The following is an 18,200-nucleotide window of genomic DNA, read 5'->3' on the forward strand; positions in this document are numbered from 1 at the left end:
ATCCCGGAAACGAACCTTAAGTCTTTCCCCGCCGCGCACGGGGGCGGTCGAGCGCGGATTAGGGTGAGGGATGTCCGGCACGTTGTGGTGACGGACGCATCTCGGTCTCGCACACTGGAGAGTTGCTCAATGAGCTCGACGGGAGTCTCGTCCCCGCCCGATGTCGGCACCGAAGCCGGCGCCGCCCGCCGCACGGCCAGCCCGGAACAGATCCGGGACGAGCTGATCGACACCGCCGCGGCGCAGGCGCCGGAGATCGCGGACCTGATCCGCTTGTACTACCGGCACATTCCGGCCGACGAGATCGTCGGCGACGAGCCGGTCGCGCTCGTCGGCGCGGTGCGTTCGCACCTGCAGCTGGCGAAGAAGCGCATGCCCGGGCGCCCGGCGGTCCGGCTGCTGAACCCGACCACCGCCGAGGACGGCTGGACGCGCGACGCGACCGTCGTGCAGGTCGTCACCGACGACATGCCCTACCTCGTGGACAGCGTCACCGCGGAGTTCGCCCGCGACGGCGTGCAGGTGCAGCGCATCGTGCACCCGATCGTCGTGGTGAGCCGCGGCCTGACCGGCGAGCTGGAGGGCCTGCACCTGGACGCCGACCCGGCCGATCCGCCCGCCGGCGCGTCCGCGGAATCGTGGATGCTCGTGGAGATCGACCTCGTCACCGACCCGCAGCGGGCGCGCGAGCTGGACAACCGGCTGACGTCGGTGCTCGGCGACGTGCGCGAGGTCGTCGAGGACGCCGAGAAGATGGCGCAGACGGCCTGCTCGCTCGCGGAAACGCTGGAGCAGCACCCGCCGAAGCTGCCCGGCGACGAAGTCACCGAGGGCGCGCGCCTGTTGCGCTGGCTCGCCGACGGGCACTTCACCTTCCTCGGTTACCGCAAGTACGAGCTGGTCGACAGCCCGCAGCCGAACAGCGACGAGCCCGCCCTGCGCGCGGTTCTCGCCTCCGGGCTGGGCGTGCTGCGCCAGGACAGCCTCGCCGCGCGCAGCCTCACCGCGGGCCCGGACAGCTCCGTTGACGCGCTCGCGCCGTCGCTGCTCGTGCTCACCCAGGCCAGCGCGCCGAGCACGGTGCACCGTCCGGTCTATCCGTACTACGTCGGCGTGAAGACGTTCGACGACCAGGGCAAGGTCACCGGCGAGCACCGGTTCCTCGGCATGTTCACCACGACCGCGCTGCACGAGAACGTGCTCGACATCCCGGTGGTCGGCCAGCGCGTGCGCGAGGTGATCCACCGCGCCGGGTTCCCGATGGAATCGTTCTCCGGCCAGCGGATGCTGGAGGTCCTGCAGAACTGGCCGCGCGCGGACCTGTTCTCCGCGGACACCGATTCGCTGTACTCCACGACCACCGGCGCGATCACGCTGTCCGACCGGCGACGGCTGCGGCTGTTCCTGCGCCGCGATCCGTACGGCCGCTTCTACTCCTGCCTGGTCTACCTGCCGCGCGACCGCTACACGACGCGCTCGCGGCTGGCGATGCAGGAAGTGCTGCTGGAAGAACTCGAAGGCACGCAGCTGGAGTACAGCGCGCGCGTCGGCGAAACGCTGCTCGCGCAGGTGCACTTCATGGTGCACACCGACCCGTCGAACGTCATCGAGCCGGACACGCTGCGGATCCAGGAACGGCTCAACACCGTTGTGCGCAGCTGGGACGACCGGCTGGTCGAGGCGATCATCGCGGAGCGCCGCGAGCGTGTCGGCGACGGCAGCCCGACCGGGATGACGGGCGAGGAGTCCGCGGTCGACCGGGGCCAGCGCTTCGGCGCAGTGTTCCCCGAGGCGTACAAGGAAGATTTCACCGCCGAGGACGCGCTGGCCGACCTCGCCAAGCTCGACACCCTCTCGGACGAGGGCGACCTCGCGCTGTCGTTCTACCTGCCCGCGGACGCCGAACCGGGCGAGCGGCGATTCAAGCTCTACCTGCGCGGCGAGGGCGTCACGCTGTCCAAGGTGCTGCCGGTGCTGCAGGCCATGGGCGTCGAGGTGGTGGACGAGCGGCCGTACGAGCTGTTCCGCGAGGACGGCGGGGCCAGCTGGATCTACGACTTCGGCCTGCGCGTCGACAAAAAGGGCCTCGAGGAAGCGGACGAAGCGGCCGCGATCGAGGTGCGCGAACGGTTCCAGGACGCCTTCCATGCCGCGTGGCAGGGCGACGCGGAGGTCGACGGCCTCAACGCCCTGGTCCTGCGGGCCGGGCTCACCTGGCGGCAGGCCGCGGTGCTGCGGGCCTACTCGCGTTACCTGCAGCAGGCGCGCAGCCCGTTCTCCCAGGCCTACATCCAGAACACGGTCGTCAAGCACACCGAGGTCGCGACGAAACTGGTGCGGCTCTTCGAAACCCGCTGCGACCCGCAACTGTCCGATGTGGACCGCAAGACGCACGAGGAATCGCTGACCGCCGAGATCTCCTCGATGATCGACGAGGTCACGAGCCTCGACGAGGACCGGATCCTGCGCAGGCTGCTCGCGGTCGTCAACGCGACCCTGCGCACGAACTACCACGTGCGCGACGCCGACGGGAACCCGCGGCCGTACCTGGCGCTGAAGCTCGACCCGAGCGGCGTTCCGGAGCTGCCCGAGCCGCACCCGAAGTACGAGATCTTCGTGTACTCGCCGCGCGTCGAGGGCGTGCACCTGCGGTTCGGCGAGGTCGCCCGCGGCGGCCTGCGCTGGTCGGACCGGCAGGAGGACTTCCGCACCGAGATCCTGGGCCTGGTCAAGGCGCAGGCGGTGAAGAACGCGGTGATCGTGCCGGTCGGCGCGAAGGGCGGCTTCGTGGTGAAGCGCCCGCCGCGGCCCACCGGCGACGCCGGGGTCGACCGCGACGCGCAGCTCGCCGAGGGCATCGCCTGCTACCGGATGTTCATCTCCGGCCTGCTGGACCTCACCGACAACCGCGTCGAGGGCGAAACCGTGCCAGCGCCGAACGTGGTGCGCCACGACGCCGACGACAGCTACCTGGTCGTCGCGGCGGACAAGGGCACCGCGAAGTTCTCCGACATCGCCAACGAGGTCTCGGCGCAGTACGGCTTCTGGCTCGGCGACGCGTTCGCGTCCGGCGGTTCGGTCGGCTACGACCACAAGGCCATGGGCATCACCGCCAAGGGCGCGTGGGAGAGCGTGAAGCGGCACTTCCGCGAGCTGGGCAAGGACACCCAGACAGAGGACTTCACCGTCGTCGGCATCGGCGACATGATGGGCGACGTCTTCGGGAACGGGATGCTGCTGTCCGAGCACATCCGGCTCGTCGCGGCGTTCAACCACATGCACATTTTCCTCGACCCGAACCCGGACGCCGCGTCGTCGTACGCGGAACGGCGGCGGCTGTTCGACCTGCCGCGCAGCTCGTGGGACGACTACGACCGCTCGCTGATCAGCGAGGGCGGCGGGATCTACCCGCGCTCGGCCAAGACCGTCCCGATCAGCCCGCAGGTCCGCGAGGCGCTCGGCCTCGACGAGGGCGTCACCAAGCTCGCGCCGATGGACCTGATCCAGGCGATTCTGCTGGCCCCGGTCGAACTGCTGTGGAACGGCGGCATCGGCACCTACGTCAAGGCCGAGAGCGAAAGCCAGGCCGCGGCGGGCGACAAGGCCAACGACGCGATCCGCGTGAACGGCAACCAGCTGCGCGTGAAGGTCGTCGGCGAGGGCGGCAACCTGGGCCTGACCCAGCTGGGTCGCATCGAATTCGCCCGCAACGGCGGCAAGATCAACACCGACGCGCTCGACAACTCGGCCGGCGTCGACTGCTCCGACCACGAGGTCAACATCAAGATCCTGCTGGATCACCTGGTGGCGGGCGGCGAACTGGAGCACGCGCGGCGCAACGAGCTGCTCGGCGAGATGACCGACGAGGTCGGCGCGCTCGTGCTCGCGGACAACTACCGCCAGAACGCGGTGCTCGGGGTCAGCCGGGCGCACGCCGGGCCGATGGTGTCGGTGCACGCGCGGCAGGTGTCCGCGCTGGTCGCGAAGGGCGCGTTCGACCGCAAGCTGGAGGCCCTGCCGTCCCCGTCGCAGTTCCGCGCGCTGGAGAAGGCGGGCGAGGGCCTGACCTCGCCGGAGCTGGCGACGCTGCTCGCCCACGTGAAGCTCGACCTCAAGGACGAGCTGCTCGCCTCCGACCTGCCCGAATCCGAGGTGTTCACCCGTAGGCTGCCGGAGTACTTCCCGGCTCCGCTGCGGGAGCCGTTCGCCGCGGCGATCGCGCAGCACCCGCTGCGCCGCCAGATCATCACCACGCTGATCACCAACGAGCTGGTCGACGGCGGCGGCATCTCGTTCGTCTACCGCCTGATGGAGGAGATGAACGCGACCGCCACCGACGCGGTGCGCGCGTACGCAGTGGTCACGCACGTCTACGACCTGCCGCGGCTGTGGACCGAGATCGACGCGCTGGACAACGTGGTGCCGACCGCGGTCGCGGACCGGATGGTGCTGGAGACGCGGCGGCTGCTCGACCGGGCCGCGCGCTGGTTCCTGACCAACCGCCCGCAACCGCTCGCGCCGCTGGCCGAGATCAACCGGTTCGGCCCGGTGGTCGCGGAACTCGGCCCGAAGCTGGGCGAGCTCCTGCGCGGACGCGAACTGGAGTCGGTGGAGCAGGACGCGGCCGCCCTGGTCGACGAGGGCGTGCCCGCCGACCTCGCCCGCCGGGTGGCGCTGCTGCTGCACAGCTACGGCCTGCTCGACGTGGTCGAGGTGGCGGAGCTGGCCGAACAGCAGGTCGGGCTCGACGCGACGCACACCCCGGCCGACACCGCCGAGCTGTACTACGCGCTGTCGGACCACCTGGACATCGACAAGATGCTCACCGAGATCAGCGCACTGGAACGCGGCAACCGCTGGCACGCCCTCGCCCGGCTCTCGCTGCGCGACGACGTGTACGGTTCCCTGCGCGCGATCACGCTCGACGCCTTGCGGCACAGCGACCAGGACCTGTCGGTCGACGAGCAGATCGGGCAATGGGAGAAGGCCAACGCGTCGCGGCTTTCGCGGGCGCGCGTGGCGCTGGACGAGATCACCCGTTCCGGGCGGCTCGACCTCGCGACGCTGTCCGTGGCCGCGCGCCAGATCCGGAGCACGGTGCGGTGACATTCGTTTCCCACGTCCAGCCGCGATGGTCGGACATGGACGTGTACGGGCACGTCAACCACGCGAACGTGGTGACGCTGCTCGAAGAGGCCCGGGTCCCCGTGCTGTTCGGCGAAGCCGAGCGCGCGGGGCTCACCGAGCTGCCGAAGGGCGTCGTGGTCGTGAAGCTCGCCGTGCACTACCGCGCGCCGATCGTCGCGGCGCCCGGCCGCTCGGTGCGCGTGGAGATCACGCTCACCGAGCTGAAGGCCTCTACGGTGACCCTCGGGTACGTCGTGCGGACCGGCCCGGACGCGACCGACCCGGTCGCGGTCACCGCGGAGACCGTGCTCGCCCCGTACGACACGGTCAACCTCCGGCCGCGCCGGTTCAGCGACGAGGAAACCGAATTCCTCAAGCGGGTGCTGGCCGATGCCTGAGCTGCGGATTCCGGATCCGGACGACCGGGAGACGCTCAGCGCGTTCGTCGCCCGCGCGGTGCGGCTGGACGGCACGACCGCCGTCCGGCTGCGCCGCCGGGGCGACGACGTCGTCGAGGCGTGGACGGCCACGCCGTTCGAGGTCCTCGCGACCCGCGCGGTCGCGGGCACGGTGACCCCGGCGGACGTCACGGTGCCCGGCAACGAACTGCTCGCGGCGCTCGCCGTCGCGGGCGGCGAGGTGATGGACCCGGGTCCCGCGCGTGACCTGCTGTGGCACGCCGAGCTGCCGGTGTCCGACCGGTGGCAGAAGGTCGACGAGCTGCCGGTCGGGGTGGTGTCGGATCTCGCCGATCGCGGCGTCGCGCTCGCCCGCGACAACGCCGGGCCGCACGGCACGCCGCCCGCCTCGCTGATGGACCAGGCGGTGCTCACCGTCACCGGGGGAGACCTCGAGGTCAAGGTCCAGATGCGGTGCCTGTTCGCGCTGTCCGGGATGGGGTTGTTCGACTCGTCGATCGACGGTGACGTCATCCGCGTGACCGCCACTGATTCGTGGCTGCGCCTCGACGCCCGCTACGGCGCGGTGCTGAAGCGGCGCCAGGCGTTGCTGCCGCTGGTGTTCTGAGCCGGTCCGCTGGCGGGAGCCCGCCGGCGGCGCCATCGTGAACGGATGACCGAACCCGACGGCGACCCGACCGCGGACTTCCTCGCCGAGGTCCGGCCCGAGGAGACGCCGTGGCGCACGGACCGGCCCGCGGACGCGGCCGGGGAGCCCGTGCCGAAAGCCGGGCCTGAACCCGGTCGTGCCCGGTCGGTGGTGCGCGCGGTGGGGGAGGCCGCGCCGTATGTCCAAGCAGGACTCTTCGCCGCGTGGATCGCCATGTCGATCGCCGATTCCTCGGACGGCGGCGGCTCTTCGAGCGATTTCGGCGGCGGCCAGACGGGTTGATCGCGGCTGCGGGGGTTGTCCCAGCGGGTAGAGTCGGAGTCCGGTCCAGCTGCCGGATGCCCGATCCGGTGCGGCCCCGATCATCGCGACCGCCGGCCTTCGCGCGATGGCCCGACCCCGGTTCGGTTCCGCGCGAAGCGGAGACGGCGGCGGAAGAGGAGACCCATGCTCCTGTCCGGTCCGGAACGTCCGATGTCCCTGCCCACGGCCGACGATCCGCAGGTGCTGCGGCAGGCGCTGGCCGCTTACGTGCGCGAGGTCGCCGCCGCGGTCGGAGTGTCGGTGGAGTGCACGTCGTGCGAGGTCACCGACACGGTCACCGCGTATGTCGCGCTGAGCGGCCGGTCCCCGCGGTTCCCCGGCCGGGATTTGATGCTGCTGTGGACCATGCGGCAAGGCTGGTCGGTGGCGGTGGAGACGACGCCCGCCGAATCCCCGCAGCCGGTCGCCCAGTTGGGCGGCGACGTGACGCCCGCGCCGGAGCGGGTGCGGCGGTTCGTCGCGGACGTCCTGAGCTCGGCCGAAAAAGCGGGGAGTCCGGGGCCGGCGCTGGCGGTGTCCAGCCACGGCGACCTGCGGACCCGGCTCGAGGAGCGGGTCCGCAGGGCCTGAGTTCGCTCAGGCGGCCTTGAGCTTGCGCGCGAGACGTTCGGGCCGGGGCCAGCGCACGTGCGAGGCCCAGCGGAACTTCTCGAACATCCAGATCAGCCGCGCCGAGATGTCGAGCTGACCGCGGCCGACGCCGTGCCGGGCCCCGGTCGGGTCGGCGTGGTGCGAGTTGTGCCAGGACTCGCCGAAGGACGCGATCGCCAGCGGCCAGAAGTTCGCCGACCGGTCGCGCGCCTCGAACGGGCGCTCGCCGATCAGGTGGCACAGCGAGTTGACCGACCAGGTCACGTGGTGCAGCACCGCGACCCGGACCAGCCCGGCCCAGAAGAACGCGGTCAGCGCGCCCCACCAGCTCATCGTGATCAGGCCGCCCAGCAGCGCGGGCAGCAGCAGCGTCCCGACGGTCAGCACGGGGAAGAGCCGGTCGATCGTCCGCAGGTCGGTGTCGTCGAGCAGGTCGGGGGCGAAGCGGCGCGGGTTGGTCCGGTCGCGGCCGAACAGCCAGCCCATGTGCGCGTGCCAGAAGCCCTTGGCGAGCGCGGCGGGCGACGTGCCGAAACGCCACGGCGAATGCGGGTCGCCGTCGCGGTCGGAGTACGCGTGGTGGCGGCGGTGGTCGGCGACCCAGTCGATGACCGGTCCCTGCATGGCCATGCTGCCCGCGACGGCGAGCGCGATCCGCAGGCCGCGGCGGGCGCGGAACGAGCCGTGCGTGAAGTACCGGTGGAAGCCGACGGTGATGCCGAGGCCGCTGACGCAGTAGAAGGCGGCGGCGAGGCCGATGTCCAGCCAGCTCAGCCCCCAGCCCCAGGCCAGGGGCACCGCCGCGGCGACCGCGACGAGGGGGACGACGGCGAAAAGCTTCACCAGGAATGCCTCGGTGCCGCTCTTGCGGCCGGCGAGCATGGGCTGGGGCGATTTCGGGGGACGCTGGACGGTGCTCTGGGTGTCGATGGGTAACGCTCCTACTCGAGCTGGTCCGGCCGCCGCGCTCTGCGGGGCCGAGGCCGATGCCGCGGCGCGAGCCGAGCGGAGGGGAGCCGCTCCGGGGGACACGCCGTGCGTTGCGAACTGACCGGGCAGGGGAGGGCCGTGCGGCCAGTCGCGACCTGCCCTGGTCAACGGGTGATCTCGCGTCCGGGTTCCCAGGACGCGGAAGACCTCGTGCGCCCGGGAACATTCACCGGGGCGCACCGGATTGCCGAACGACGTCGGCCGCCGCGGGCGGAAAGTCCGCCCCGGCGCGGGTTCCCCCTGGTGCGGAAAGCTCTCGCACCAGGGGGAACACCGGGAAAACTCAGACGGCGCGAACGCCGGTGGCCTGCGGGCCCTTCTGGCCCTGGCCGACCTCGAACTCCACGCGGGCGTTCTCCTCAAGGCTGCGGAAACCGTTGCCCTGGATCTCCGAGTAGTGCACGAACACGTCGGCACTGCCGTCGTCCGGGCTGATGAACCCGAAGCCCTTTTCGGCGTTGAACCACTTCACGGTGCCTTGCGTCATAAAAACGATCTCCATCGGATCTCAACATCAGATGCCACCTCGGCATCCGGGCCGGCAACCGACGGAGTGTCTTCCGGGAAGAGAAACACCACGCCCGCTACATCTTGCGAGCGTAGCTGCGGGACGTACCCACCGCACGAACACAAAACACGACCACGGCCAGTAAAGCACGCCGGAGCCGGTCCCACCAGGGCTGCCGCCCGAACGGTCCACTGTGGACGTCGCGGCGCGCGCGGCGGGGACGGGCTCGCGGGCAGGCCGGGGGCGGGGAGTAGCGTCTGGAGCGTCGAGAAGTCTCACCGTGCGCCGGCGTTCGAGCCGGCGTCGTCCCCGGCGGGTCCGTTTCGCGCGGAACCGCCGGTGGCCCCTTCCACCTCGACGAGGAGCGACATGCGCTCGGAACGACGTCCGCTGTCCGCCGAAACCAGTGAATTCGCCCGTGCCCGGGTGTCCGCCGAACAGGACCTGCGCGTCCAGCAGGAACACGCCGCCCGCACCGTCGCGGGACACGCGCACGACGTTGACGACCTGCGGGGATTGCTCGCGATGCTGGGTCTGGAGGCGGGTGCCCGCGTCTGAGCCGCCGGGGCTCGCTCGTCGGTGTTGAGGCTGGTGGGCGGTGCGGTGGGTCGGCCGTGGCGGGTAGGTCGGGCGAGCTGTTTCGCCGGGGCCTACCCGAGCCAGGCGGCTGAATCCGGTGCGAGCCTGCCGTTGACCAGCGGGCTGCTGGTGCTGAGGGGCGGCATGCGGTCGGGATGACGTCCGGGTTGTCGCCGGGGGCCTGCGCACGTCGTTGACGACCTGCGGGGGTTGCTCGCGATGCTGGGTCTGGAGGCGGGTGCCCGCGTCTGAGCCGCCGGGGCTGGCTATCGGTGTTGAGGCTGGTGGGCGGTGCGGTGGGTTGGCCGTGGCGGGTAGGTCGGGCGAGCTGTTTCGCCGGGGCCTACCCGAGCCAGGCGGCTGAATCCGGTGCGAGCCTGCCGTCGACCAGCGGGCTGCTGGTGAGCAGCACCTCGCCCGGCGGCAGGACGATTGAGCTGGCCGAGGTGTTCAGCGCGCAGATCAGGCCGCCCCGGCCGCGGCGGAACGCGAAGCAGCCCGCGGGCGCGCCGTACCACTCCAGCTCGTCTCCGCCCCGGAACGCCGGGTGGTGTTTCCGCAGCTCCACCGCGCGCCGGTACAGCGACAATGTCGACTCCGGGTCTTCGAGCTGCCGTTCCACGGTGAGCGGAGCCCAGTCCGCGGGCATCGGCAGCCAGGTCTGTGCGGTGCCCGAAAACCCATAGGGCGGCAGCGTGCCTTCCCAGGGCAGCGGCACCCGTTCGCCGTCGCGGCTGAATTCCGGGCCCTGCGAGCGGGCACGGGGGTCGGTCATCGCCTCGAGCGGCAGGTCGGCGTTCGGCAGCCCCAGCTCTTCGCCCTGGTACAGGTAGACCGCGCCGGGCAGGGCGAGTTGCACCAGCGCCATCGCGCGCGCCCGGCGGAGCCCGGTCGCGCCGCCGCCGTAACGGCTCGCCGCGCGCCAGACGTCGTGGTTGGACAGCGTCCAGGTCGCCGGGGCGCCCGCCGAACGCGGCACCGCCAGCGAACGCTCGATCGACGTGCGCATCGCGTCCGCGTCGAAATGGGTGAGCACCAGGCGGAAGTTGAACGCCAGGTGCAGTTCGTCCGGCCGCAGGTACCGCGCCAGCCGCTCCTCGTCCTGCACCCAGATCTCGCCGACGGCCATCGCGTCCGGGTACTCGTCGAGCACTTTGCGGATCAGCTGGTGCACCTCGTGCACGCCGTCGTCGTCGAAGCGCGGATCGCCGGGCGCGCCGCCGCCGTGCGAGGGCGTGTCGGGGTCCATGTCGGGCAGCCCGGCGGGCTTGGCCATCCCGTGCGCGACGTCGATCCGGAACCCGTCCACGCCCCGGTCGAGCCAGAACCGCAGGGTGCGCTCGAGATCGGCGCGGACGTCCGGATTGGCCCAGTTCAGGTCCGGCTGCTGCGGCGCGAACAGGTGCAGGTACCACTGCCCGTCCGGCACCCGCGTCCACGCCGGGCCGCCGAACACGCTGACCCAGTTGTTGGGCGGTTCGGAGCCGCCCGGGCCGCGGCCGTCGCGGAAGTGGTAGCGCTCCCGCTCCGGGCTGCCCGGCCCGGCGGCCAGCGCGGACTTGAACCACGCGTGCTGGTTGCTCGTGTGGTTCGGCACCACGTCCACGGTGACCCGGATGCCGCGCCGGTGCGCCTCCGTGAGCAGCACGTCGAAGTCGCCGAGGGTGCCGAACATCGGGTCGACGCCGCGCGGGTCCGCCACGTCGTAGCCGTGGTCGGCCATCGGCGACGGGTAGAACGGCGTCAGCCACAGCGCGTCGACGCCCAGCAGCTCCAGGTAGCCGAGCTTGCTGCGGATGCCCTCGAGATCGCCGATGCCGTCCTCGCCCGAGTCGGCGAACGACCGCACGTAGATCTCGTAGAACACCGCGTCGGACCACCACGACGGCCGCGGCGGGCGGTCCGGCCGCCGCCGGCCGGCCACGCGTCTCATCAGACGAAGCTGTTCATCATGCTGTGCGCGGCCATTTCCAGGTACGCCCACAGCTGGCTGAGGTACGGCTCGGGCAGGTTCTCCTCGTCGATCGCGATCCGGATGCAGCGCAGCCACGCGTCGCGTTCGATCGGGCCGATCTTGAACGGCGCGTGCCGCATTCGCAGCCGGGGGTGGCCGCGCTGGTCGGAGTAGGTGTGCGGACCGCCCCAGTACTGGATGAGGAACATCCGGAACCGTTCCTCCGCCGGGCCGAGGTCCTCTTCCGGGTAGAGCGGGCGCAGCACCTCGTCGCGGGCCACTTCCTCGTAGAACCGCTTGATGATCCGGCGGAAGGTCGGTTCGCCGCCCACCGCCTCGTACAGGTTCGCCGGTTCCGGCTCGCTCACAGTCGACACACCTCCATCTTGCCCTGCCTCAGCTCTGCGGCGCGCCCGCCTGCTTGTCCTGCATGGACGACAGCAACCGGCCGAGCGGCGGTTCGAAACCGGCCTCTTCCAGCGCGCCGAGCAGCTGCCCGCGCAGCTTCCGCTGCACCGCCCACTGCTTGCCCGGTCGCACCTTGACCGTCAGGCGCAACACGATTCCCTCCGGCGTGACCTGTTCGACGCCGAGCATCTCCGGCGGCTCCAGGACGTTCGCCGAGAGCGCGTCGGCTTCGACCGCCTTCGTGGCCGCGCCGGTGAGAACCTCGGTCGCCCGGTCGACGTCCGCGGAATAGCTCAGCGGGACGTCCACCACGGCGTAGGCGAAGCCCTGGCTGGAGTTGCCCACGCGCAGCACCTCGCCGTTGCGGACGTACCAGACGGTGCCCTTCATGTCGCGGAGCGTGGTGATGCGCAGGCCGACCGCCTCGACGGTGCCGGTGGCCGAGCCGATGTCCACGACGTCGCCGACGCCGTACTGGTCCTCGATCATCATGAACATCCCGGAAAGGAAGTCCTTGACCAGATTCTGCGCGCCGAACCCGAGCGCGACGCCGACGATCCCGGCCGAGGCGATGATCGGGGCCAGGTTGATGCCCAGTTCGCCCAGGACGAGGATCACCGCGAGGCCGTAGATGAGGAACGTGGCCATCGACTTCAGCACCGAGCCGATCGTCTTGGCCCGCTGCCTGCGGCGCTCCACCACGGCCGTGCCGAGCATGTCCGGCGCGCGTTCCCGCAGCGGTCTCAGCAGCGACGGGATCTTGCCGTTGCTGCCCGAGGCCGGGAGCGTGGTGACCCGCTCGATCACTCGCTTGGTGAGATATCGCACCACGAAGGCGATGAGGAGGATCATGATGATCTTCAGCGGCTTCGTCAGGAGCCAGCCCGCCGACGCGGCGAGCCACTCGTTGTGCGTGACCGAATAGACCTGGGCGCACCACGTCCCGGTCTCGGAGATGCAGCTGGGCGGAGCGCTGAGCACGGCATTCACTGGCTGAGGAAGTCCCTTCTTGCGTGGTTGTCCCGGCGGCGCGCAAGCGGCCGCAGGGTAGCCGCCGGGTCGCGGGTATGTGACACGTCACAGAACACGCGTGCGCCGGGGCCCTGATGTGTGGTCGACTATGCCTGCACCGGTGGAGGTGGTCGAGTGCCAGACCGACAACCCGTCCCCCTCGGCGGAGCCGGCCAAGCCATGGCCGAGCTGCCGCCGGAGGCGATCCTGCGTGCCTGCCCGGGAGGGTCCGCATCCGGCGGCTCCGTCCCGTCCGGGCCGGGGACCCGTCCAGGGGGAGCGTCCCGTCCGCCCGGACAGCGTAGAGCCCGCGATCCGGTCGCCCCGGCGTGGGGGCGGCGCCGGGTCCTCCTGCTCAACGCCACTTTCGAACCGCTTACCGCGGTGCCCATGCGGCGCGCGGTGGTGCTCGTCATGTGCGGCAAGGCGGAGGTCGTCCACGGCGATCCGGGCGGCGTGGAACTGCACGCCGCGACGGTGTCGCTGCCCGTTCCCTCGGTGATCCGGCTCAGCACGTACGTGCGGGTGCCCTACCGGGCGCAGGTGCCGCTCACCCGGGCCGGGCTGATGCACCGGGACCGGCACCGCTGCGCCTACTGCGGCGGGCGCGCCGAGACGATCGACCACGTCGTCCCGCGCAGCAAGGGAGGTCCGCACAGCTGGACCAACTGCGTCGCCTGCTGCGCGAAATGCAATCACCGCAAGGCCGACCGGCTCCTGTCGGAGATCGGCTGGCGGCTGCGCGTCGTGCCGCGCGCCCCGCACGGTCCGCACTGGCGGCTGCTGGCGCATTCCAAAGAGGCCGATCCGCTGTGGCAGCCGTACCTCGGGTCGGCGGCCTAGCCTTCCGTACCCGGAGACGTCGGCGCCCCGGCTGCCGGTGCGGCGGCCGGGGCGAGCCGATGGAGCGCGCTCGACGTCTCGTGTCCGGTGCTGGGCTGGTGCTCAGGCGGCGAGGCTGTAGTCCGCCTGGCAGGTGACGCGCGTGCCCATCGTGACCCGGGTGCCGCGCGTGACGCGGGTTCCGCGGGTGACTCGCGTGCCCATCGTGACGCGGGTACCGCAGGTGACACGGGTTCCTGCCGTGACCCGCGTGCCGCGGGTGACCCGGGTTCCCCGCGTGACGCGGGTGCCCATCGTGACGCGAGTTCCGGCCGTGACGCGGGTCCCGCGGGTAACGCGGGTGCCCCTGGTGACTCGAGTTCCCATGGTCATCCGGGTACCCATTGTCACGCGCGTGCCCGCGGTGACCCGGGTTCCCCGCGTGACCCGAGTGCCGCGCGTAACCCTGGTGCCGGACGTGACCCGCGTTCCGGGCACGAATCCGGTTTCGCTGGGTGACGAAATGGTCTCGGTGATCGCCTGAGCGGGGGGCTGGACGCTCTGCATGAGGTGTCCTCCTGGGACCGGTGCGTGACGGGCTGGGGCTGGGGAGGCGGGCGCAAGGCCCGTACAGGTGAAAAAGCTACGAGGATTTCAGGGTTCGGACAAGCCGCTATCGCCCGGTACGGCCGCCTGTACGGCGAGTTGCCATCTTTCGGCCCGCAGCCCTTCGCCCCAACGTTCCAGCGGCGACGGGCCAAGCGGCGGACGGCGCCTCAGCGGCGACGAACGGTCGCCCCCGGTCGCCGGTGTCGCGCGGTGGCTCCGGGAGGCATCCGATACGCTCACCGGCGTGAACGTTGTCGAGACGATCCTGGTCTACGCGGTCATCCCCGGGGCCATTTACTTCGTGGTCGGCGCCGCGACCTTGCGGAAGAAGTTCTCGGGGACGCCGCGGTACCGTCCGGGGCAGCCGTGGGAGTACCCCGCTATGTGGTGGACCGCCAACCCGGACGGCGTAGGAGCCGGCCACGGCCCGGCGGTTGACGTGAATGCGGCGCCCTCGGGCGCTTCGACGGCCGCAGGAGGCGCTCGTGGCAAGTGGTGAACTGACCCAGACCGCGGTCGCGGAGAAGGACTTGGCGTTCGGCGAGGCCATCACCAACAGCGGCCGGCTGTCCGCGGCGAAGATGTACGAACCCGCCGCGCCGACGAGCCCGTTCACGGTGCAGCAGCTCGCGCGCCTGGACGAGGCCCTGACCTTCGCGACGCGGGAGACCGGCCTCGACTTCAGCATCTACCTGGGCGACCTGGGCGAAGACACCCGGGCCGGCGCGGAAGCGCTGCACGCCGCCACCGAGAACCCGTCGAACGCGGTGCTGATCGGGGTTTCCCCCGCCCAGCGCGTGATCGAGATCGTCACCGGCGAACGCTCGCACGCCCGCCTGCCCGACCGCGGAGCGAACCTGGCCGTGGCGAGCATGGTGGCCTCCTTCAAGGAAGGCGACCTGACCGGCGGCCTGGTCAACGCCCTGCGCATGCTGAGCGACCAGGCAGGCCCCGCGCCAAAGCACTGATCTTCACGACCCACCAGGGCCGTCCCGCACCCCGCGGGACGGCTCTTTCTCTGTTCCAGGCCCCGGCCCACCGTCCGTGAGGGGAACCCTGACGGAATCAGATTCCCTCAGGGTTCCCCTCACGGCCCTCTGCCGATGGCGAGGAACCCCGTTCCCGACCTGGATTCCCTCAAGGGCCCCTTCACGGCGAATGCATCCGAATGCGGCGTTGGATGCGTCAGACGCACCGAACAACACATTCGGTGCAACCCACGCACCCAACGCCACAGTGGAGTGCTAGCCCCCGGCCAAAACCGCAGCCCGCCCGCCGCCGAGATGCGCCCGATTGCGGCATTGGGCGCATCTGCCGCACCGAACGCCACCTTGGAGCGCTAACCCCCGGCCAAACCGCAGCAGATGCACCCCAACGAGCGAGGTGCCCAGCCCGCCCCCGCACCCCGATACGAAGCCTCCCTGCGGTTCGGGGGTGCTTGTCAAGGCATCTTTCCCGCCTTGACAAGCACCCCCGAACCGTCAGCACAGTCGGGCTTCGGGGTGCCCCACGCAACCACCCACCTGCAATGTCGCCGCCAGGCGACGAGCCGACCCTCAAGCCTGGCTGTCGAAATCCCGAGCAGCCAACGCCCGCACGATCCCCGCACGCCCCTCCGAAACCAGCCGCCGCAACGCCGCCGGGTGATCCCCGGCAAGCCACTCGTCCGAAGCGTTCACCGTCTCCGCCTCAACCGCCCAAGACGGGTACAACCCGATCGCCGTAGGTTGCGCCCGCTCGCTGGACCGCCGAGCCCACACGTCGTCGATGACCTCGAAGTACCGCTCGACGTACTCGCCGAGCAGATGCTTCTGCCCTGGGTGCGAGAACCCGGAAATCAACGCGTCGCTCACCGCGTTGGGGATCTCGTCGTCGTAGATCGCCCGCTGCCACGTGTCGGCCTTGGCCTCGGCGGTCGGCTGCAGCGCCCGCGCACGCTCGGCGTGGCGCCGGCCGGCCGCGGTGTCGTCGCGCTGCTGTTCGGCGTTGATCTCCGCCTCGCCCGCCTTGCCGTGCGCGACCAGCGCCTCCAGCAGCCGCCAGCGCAGGTCGGTGTCCACGGTCAGCCCCGGCAGCGGCGCGGACCCGTCGAGCCAGCCCGCGACCACGGCCACGGTCTTGTCGTCGAGCACGCCCCCGGCCAGCGAGTTCACGAACGCCAGCTGGTGGTCCGACCCCGCTTCCGAGGTCTGGGCCAGCTCCAGCAGCCGTCCGCTGAAAGCGGGCCAGCCCTCCTCGGCCGCCCACTTCTGGTTGGCGTAGGAGTTGAGCGCGGTCTGCGCCTGCAGCAGCAGCCGCTGGACCACGCCGACCTCGCTCTCGGCGTGGATTCCGCGCGCCACCAGGGTGACGAAGTCGCGGGCCTTCAGCTCGGCCTCGCGCGTCATCTCCCACGCGGCCGACCAGCAGAGCGTGCGCGGCAGCGATTCGGTGATGTCGCCGATCCGGTCGATCAGCGTGGTCAGCGACGCCGGGTCGAGCCGCATCCGGCAGTAGGTCAGGTCGTCGTCGTTGACCAGCACGAGCTTCCCCGCGGCCTGGCCGACCAGGTCCGGCACGTCGGTGCGCTCGCCGGTGACGTCCAGTTCGACGCGGCGGGTGCGCACGATCTTGCCGTCGCCGTCCTCGTCGTACACGCCGACCGCGACGCGGTGCGTGCGCAGTTCGCCCGCGCCCGGCTTCGCGCCGGTCTGCACGACGGCGAACGACGAGAAGGTGCCGTCCTCAGCGACCTCGTAGCGCGGGCTGAGCGAGTTGAGGCCGGTGGTCTCCAGCCATTCCGCGCTCCACCACGAGAGGTCGCGGCCGGAAGCTTCCTCCAGCGCCGCCAGCAGGTCGGCGAGCGTGGCGTTGCCCCACGCGTGCTTGCCGAAGTACACCTTGAGGCCGTCGAGGAAGTGCTCGATGCCCACGTACGACACCAGCTGCTTCAGCACGCTCGCGCCCTTGGCGTAGGTGATGCCGTCGAAGTTGACCTCGACCGCGTGCAGGTCGACGATGTCGGCCGCGATCGGGTGCGTCGAGGGCAGCTGGTCCTGCCGGTAGGCCCAGGACTTCTCGATGTTCGCGAAGCTGGTCCAGGCGTTCTTGTACTCGGTCGCCTCGGCCTGGGCGAACACGCTCGCGAAGGTCGCGAACGACTCGTTCAGCCACAGGTCGTCCCACCAGCGCATGGTGACCAGGTCGCCGAACCACATGTGCGCCATCTCGTGCAGCAGCGTTTCGGCGCGCCGCTCGTAGGCGTAGCGGGTGACGCGGCTGCGGAAGACGTAGTCCTCGAGGAAGGTGACCGCGCCGGCGTTCTCCATCGCGCCCGCGTTGAACTCCGGCACGAACAGCTGGTCGTACTTGGAGAACGGGTACGGGGTGCCGAATTTCTCGTGGTAGAACGCGAAACCCTGTTTGGTTTCGGCGAACAGCCGCTCGGCGTCCATGTGCTCGGCGAGCGACGCGCGGCAGTAGATGCCGAGCGGGATGGTGCGGTGCTCGTCGCGGAACTCGTCGGTCCATTCCGCGTACGGGCCGGCGACGAGCGCCACCAGATAGGTGGAGATCCGCTCGGATTCGGCGAACTGCGTGCGGCGCGCGCCGTCCTCGGTGTCCTCGGCGCTCTCGACCAGCGCGTTGGACACGACCTTCCAGTCGCGCGGGGCGCGCACCGCGAGCCGGTAGACCGACTTGAGGTCCGGCTGGTCGAAGCAGGCGAACATGCGCTTCGCGTCGGCGGTTTCGAACTGGGTGTAGAGGTACACGCCGTCGTCGACCGGGTCGACGAACCGGTGCAGGCCCTCGCCGGTGTTCATGTAGCGGCAGTCCGCGGTGACGACGAGTTCGTTGTCCGCGGCAAGGCCGGGCAGCGCGATGCCCTTTTCCTCGGTGTAGCCGCTGACGTCGAGCTCGGCGCCGTTCAGTACGGCGGAGCGGACCCCTTCGGCGACGAGGTCGATCCACGACGCTTCGCCGGGACGGCTGCTGGAGAACCGCACCGTGGTGGTGGAGCGGAACGTCTTCTCCCCGGGACGGCCGGAGCCGTCGGTGAGGTCCAGCTCGATGTCGTAGGACGACACGTCCAGCAGCCCGGAGCGCTGCTTGGCTTCGTCACGCGTCAGGTTGGGGGCGGGCACGGGCACCTCTGGTCTTCGGTTCCGGTGGGCACGACGTCCAGCATCCAATCATGACGAGCCCGGAAGCGGCGACCAGGGAACAATG

At 70.8% G+C, this 18,200-nt stretch carries 16 protein-coding genes; 10 read left to right on the forward strand and 6 right to left on the reverse strand.

The features are described from left to right. Positions 1-129: 129 nt before the first annotated feature. The 5 genes from ATK30_RS02370 to ATK30_RS02390 all read left to right on the forward strand — a co-directional run bounded on the left by ATK30_RS02370 (position 130) and on the right by ATK30_RS02390 (position 7,089). Positions 130-5,106 carry an NAD-glutamate dehydrogenase gene (locus ATK30_RS02370; RefSeq protein WP_101434090.1) on the forward strand — a complete coding sequence of 1,659 codons (4,977 nt, stop codon included), beginning with the start codon at positions 130-132 and terminating at the stop codon, positions 5,104-5,106. Continuing rightward, positions 5,103-5,525, forward strand: a complete 423-nt coding sequence (locus ATK30_RS02375) for an acyl-CoA thioesterase (RefSeq protein WP_101434091.1) — start codon at positions 5,103-5,105, stop codon at positions 5,523-5,525. The genes ATK30_RS02370 and ATK30_RS02375 overlap by 4 nt, the downstream gene beginning before the upstream one ends. Continuing rightward, positions 5,518-6,153: a hypothetical protein gene (locus ATK30_RS02380; protein ID WP_101434092.1), complete on the forward strand. Its 636-nt coding sequence runs from the start codon at positions 5,518-5,520 to the stop codon at positions 6,151-6,153. The genes ATK30_RS02375 and ATK30_RS02380 overlap by 8 nt, the downstream gene beginning before the upstream one ends. A gap of 45 nt (positions 6,154-6,198) precedes the next feature. Further along, a complete protein-coding gene (locus tag ATK30_RS02385) occupies positions 6,199-6,477 on the forward strand; it encodes a hypothetical protein (RefSeq protein WP_101434093.1) in 279 nt (92 codons plus the stop codon). Positions 6,478-6,669: 192 nt separating this feature from the next. Then, a complete protein-coding gene (locus tag ATK30_RS02390; RefSeq protein WP_101434429.1) occupies positions 6,670-7,089 on the forward strand; it encodes a DUF6292 family protein in 420 nt (139 codons plus the stop codon). A gap of 6 nt (positions 7,090-7,095) precedes the next feature. On the opposite strand, the gene ATK30_RS02395 is transcribed toward ATK30_RS02390, so the two are convergent. Together ATK30_RS02395 and ATK30_RS02400 are read right to left on the reverse strand one after the other, a co-directional pair. Then, complete coding sequence (locus ATK30_RS02395) at positions 7,096-7,992, reverse strand: acyl-CoA desaturase (protein WP_101434094.1); 897 nt, start codon at positions 7,990-7,992, stop codon at positions 7,096-7,098. A gap of 391 nt (positions 7,993-8,383) precedes the next feature. After that, a complete protein-coding gene (locus ATK30_RS02400) occupies positions 8,384-8,587 on the reverse strand; it encodes a cold-shock protein (protein ID WP_101434095.1) in 204 nt (67 codons plus the stop codon). A gap of 390 nt (positions 8,588-8,977) precedes the next feature. Between ATK30_RS02400 and ATK30_RS02405 the strand changes: the two genes are divergently transcribed. Beyond that, entirely contained in the window at positions 8,978-9,166 is a 189-nt protein-coding gene (locus tag ATK30_RS02405; RefSeq protein WP_009081303.1) for a hypothetical protein, read from the forward strand. Positions 9,167-9,530: 364 nt separating this feature from the next. Here the strand turns inward: ATK30_RS02405 and ATK30_RS02410 are convergent, their stop codons facing one another. Genes ATK30_RS02410 through ATK30_RS02420 form a run of 3 tightly spaced genes read right to left on the reverse strand, consistent with a single transcriptional unit; the run spans position 9,531 to position 12,539 of the window. Beyond that, a complete protein-coding gene (locus ATK30_RS02410) occupies positions 9,531-11,120 on the reverse strand; it encodes a glycoside hydrolase family 13 protein (RefSeq protein ID WP_101434096.1) in 1,590 nt (529 codons plus the stop codon). Further along, a complete protein-coding gene (locus tag ATK30_RS02415; RefSeq protein ID WP_376772182.1) occupies positions 11,120-11,509 on the reverse strand; it encodes a globin in 390 nt (129 codons plus the stop codon). The genes ATK30_RS02410 and ATK30_RS02415 overlap by 1 nt, the downstream gene beginning before the upstream one ends. A gap of 28 nt (positions 11,510-11,537) precedes the next feature. Then, positions 11,538-12,539 (reverse strand): mechanosensitive ion channel family protein, encoded by a 1,002-nt coding sequence (locus ATK30_RS02420; protein WP_167441805.1) that lies wholly within the window; start codon positions 12,537-12,539, stop codon positions 11,538-11,540. Between the two features lie 411 nt (positions 12,540-12,950). Here ATK30_RS02420 and ATK30_RS47060 point away from each other — a divergent pair, with 411 nt between their 5' ends. The 4 genes from ATK30_RS47060 to ATK30_RS02440 all read left to right on the forward strand — a co-directional run bounded on the left by ATK30_RS47060 (position 12,951) and on the right by ATK30_RS02440 (position 14,959). After that, complete coding sequence (locus ATK30_RS47060) at positions 12,951-13,403, forward strand: HNH endonuclease (RefSeq protein ID WP_101434098.1); 453 nt, start codon at positions 12,951-12,953, stop codon at positions 13,401-13,403. Between the two features lie 349 nt (positions 13,404-13,752). Then, positions 13,753-13,926 carry a hypothetical protein gene (locus tag ATK30_RS45940; RefSeq protein WP_244194481.1) on the forward strand — a complete coding sequence of 58 codons (174 nt, stop codon included), beginning with the start codon at positions 13,753-13,755 and terminating at the stop codon, positions 13,924-13,926. Between the two features lie 309 nt (positions 13,927-14,235). Then, positions 14,236-14,490 carry an aa3-type cytochrome oxidase subunit CtaJ gene (ctaJ, locus tag ATK30_RS02435; RefSeq protein ID WP_101434100.1) on the forward strand — a complete coding sequence of 85 codons (255 nt, stop codon included), beginning with the start codon at positions 14,236-14,238 and terminating at the stop codon, positions 14,488-14,490. Further along, positions 14,477-14,959, forward strand: a complete 483-nt coding sequence (locus ATK30_RS02440; protein WP_101434101.1) for a DUF5130 family protein — start codon at positions 14,477-14,479, stop codon at positions 14,957-14,959. The genes ctaJ and ATK30_RS02440 overlap by 14 nt, the downstream gene beginning before the upstream one ends. A gap of 588 nt (positions 14,960-15,547) precedes the next feature. On the opposite strand, the gene pepN is transcribed toward ATK30_RS02440, so the two are convergent. After that, the gene (pepN, locus tag ATK30_RS02445) at positions 15,548-18,115 is read right to left on the reverse strand and encodes an aminopeptidase N (protein ID WP_101434431.1); all 2,568 of its coding nucleotides are present in this window, start codon (positions 18,113-18,115) and stop codon (positions 15,548-15,550) included. Positions 18,116-18,200 lie beyond the last annotated feature (85 nt).

It is taken from the genome of Amycolatopsis echigonensis, assembly GCF_002846615.1.
GTDB classification, from domain to species: Bacteria; Actinomycetota; Actinomycetes; order Mycobacteriales; family Pseudonocardiaceae; genus Amycolatopsis; species Amycolatopsis echigonensis.

Bases quoted from the DNA above. Each gene is read 5' to 3' on its own strand.
- ATK30_RS02370 (WP_101434090.1), top strand. From the start codon at position 130: ATGAGCTCGACGGGAGTCTCGTCCCCGCCCGATGTCGGCACCGAAGCC.
- ATK30_RS02380 (WP_101434092.1), top strand. From the start codon at position 5,518: ATGCCTGAGCTGCGGATTCCGGATCCGGACGACCGGGAGACGCTCAGC.
- ATK30_RS02385 (WP_101434093.1), top strand. From the start codon at position 6,199: ATGACCGAACCCGACGGCGACCCGACCGCGGACTTCCTCGCCGAGGTC.
- ATK30_RS02390 (WP_101434429.1), top strand. From the start codon at position 6,670: ATGTCCCTGCCCACGGCCGACGATCCGCAGGTGCTGCGGCAGGCGCTG.
- ATK30_RS02395 (WP_101434094.1), bottom strand. From the start codon at position 7,992: ATGCTCGCCGGCCGCAAGAGCGGCACCGAGGCATTCCTGGTGAAGCTT.
- ATK30_RS02400 (WP_101434095.1), bottom strand. From the start codon at position 8,587: ATGACGCAAGGCACCGTGAAGTGGTTCAACGCCGAAAAGGGCTTCGGG.
- ATK30_RS02405 (WP_009081303.1), top strand. From the start codon at position 8,978: ATGCGCTCGGAACGACGTCCGCTGTCCGCCGAAACCAGTGAATTCGCC.
- ATK30_RS02410 (WP_101434096.1), bottom strand. From the start codon at position 11,120: ATGAGACGCGTGGCCGGCCGGCGGCGGCCGGACCGCCCGCCGCGGCCG.
- ATK30_RS47060 (WP_101434098.1), top strand. From the start codon at position 12,951: ATGCGGCGCGCGGTGGTGCTCGTCATGTGCGGCAAGGCGGAGGTCGTC.